Annotated in this window: 1 protein-coding gene and 2 pseudogenes; 1 reads left to right on the forward strand and 2 read right to left on the reverse strand. The window is 66.9% G+C overall.

Annotation, left to right across the window (positions count from 1 at the left end):
• Positions 1-231, forward strand: a 231-nt coding sequence (locus tag ACFWJO_RS37030) for an alpha/beta fold hydrolase (protein WP_386872500.1), incomplete at its 5' end; no start/stop codon positions are given.
• Positions 232-707: 476 nt separating this feature from the next.
• Here the strand turns inward: ACFWJO_RS37030 and ACFWJO_RS37035 are convergent.
• Positions 708-1,001 (reverse strand): annotated as a pseudogene (locus tag ACFWJO_RS37035) (integrase core domain-containing protein); the annotation flags it as partial.
• Positions 1,002-1,005: 4 nt separating this feature from the next.
• Positions 1,006-1,398 (reverse strand): annotated as a pseudogene (locus ACFWJO_RS37040) (IS30 family transposase); the annotation flags it as partial.

Below are 1,398 nucleotides of genomic sequence, written 5' to 3' on the forward strand. Positions count from 1 at the left end.
GACGCGTTCGGGGCCACCGCCTTCCGCCGCGACCTGCCGGCGGTGACCGTGCCGGCCCTGGTCCTGCACGGCGACGCCGACCAGATCGTGCCGTTCAAGGGCTCCGGCAAGCGGACGCACAAGGCGATCGACGGCAGCCGCGTCGAACTGGTCAAGGACGCCCCGCACGGATTCAGCATCAGCCACTCCGAGGAGTTCAACCGGATCCTGCTGGAGTTCCTGGCGGAGTGAGGGCGCGGGCGGGCGCATCAGAGTGCGGGACGCGAGACGGCGCTCGCGGGGGTGGTGCATGCCATCCACCACGGCGCCGACGCTGACCTGTCAGGCTCGATCCGACGCCGTGATCACCCGGAGCGCGGGATCAGGCCGACCGGCCGGCAGAACCGCGCGTCAGGACGTCGAGTACGAAGCCGATCGGCCCATGACGGGTGCGCGTCCTGAAATAGGCCAGATCGGAACTGCGAGCCCCGGTCCTCGTGCACCAGGCACCCAGCCACCACGGCTGCACCGCCGCGGCCTGCGACGGCCTTGTTCGCGCAGAGACAGAGCTTCTCCTCAGCCGTGAAGTGCTTCCTGATGTCGGTCAGTCAGAGCCTGCGCGGCGCTTCTGGAGCGGGCTGGCGCACAGACCGAGGTGCTGTCGATCCATGACGGCGAGATTCAGGCGCGTGAGAAGGGTCTGCCATGAGTTTGCTTGACACGAGTTATCAGGCGGCGGCAGCCGCCTGGACTGATTGAACCATCTCGAACTCGACAGGGGTGAGCTTCCCGAGACGGGCCTGCCTACGACGGCGGTGATAGGTCCGCTCGATCCAGCTCACGATCGCGAGCCGGAGCTGGTCGAAGGACTGCCAGCGACGCCGGTTCAGCACGTTCTTCTGCAACAACGCGAAGAAGGATTCCATTGCCGCGTTGTCCCCAGCAGCACCGACCCTGCCCATCGACCCGACCAGGCCGTTGACCCGGAGCGTCTCCACGAACCGCCTGGCTCGAAATTGGGCGGGTTCAACCGGTCGTTGCAACACCGTGCGTTGAGAGCGAGCGTAGCTGCTCGGCGAAGACCTCCGCGGGAGTCTTCCAGTCCAGGACCTTCCTGGGCCTGTTGTTCAGCGTGTACGCGACTGCTGCGAGGTCCTCGGCCGACCATCTCGACAGGTCCGTGCCCTTGGGGAAGTACTGCCGCAGCACCCCGTTCGTGTTCTCGTTCGTCGGCCGCTGCCACGGCGAGTGGGGGTCAGCGAAGAACACTCTCGTGCCCGTGGCCATCGTGAACTGGACATGCCCGGCCAGCTCCTTGCCCCGATCCTACGTCAAGCTCTGACGCAGCTGCTCCGGCACCGTCGTCATCGCCTTAGTCAGGGCCGCGGTCATCGCCTCGGCCCCGTACCCGCCCAGCGA

Origin of the sequence: Streptomyces sp. NPDC127092 (assembly GCF_042722475.1) — a bacterium.
Classification (GTDB): domain Bacteria; phylum Actinomycetota; class Actinomycetes; order Streptomycetales; family Streptomycetaceae; genus Streptomyces.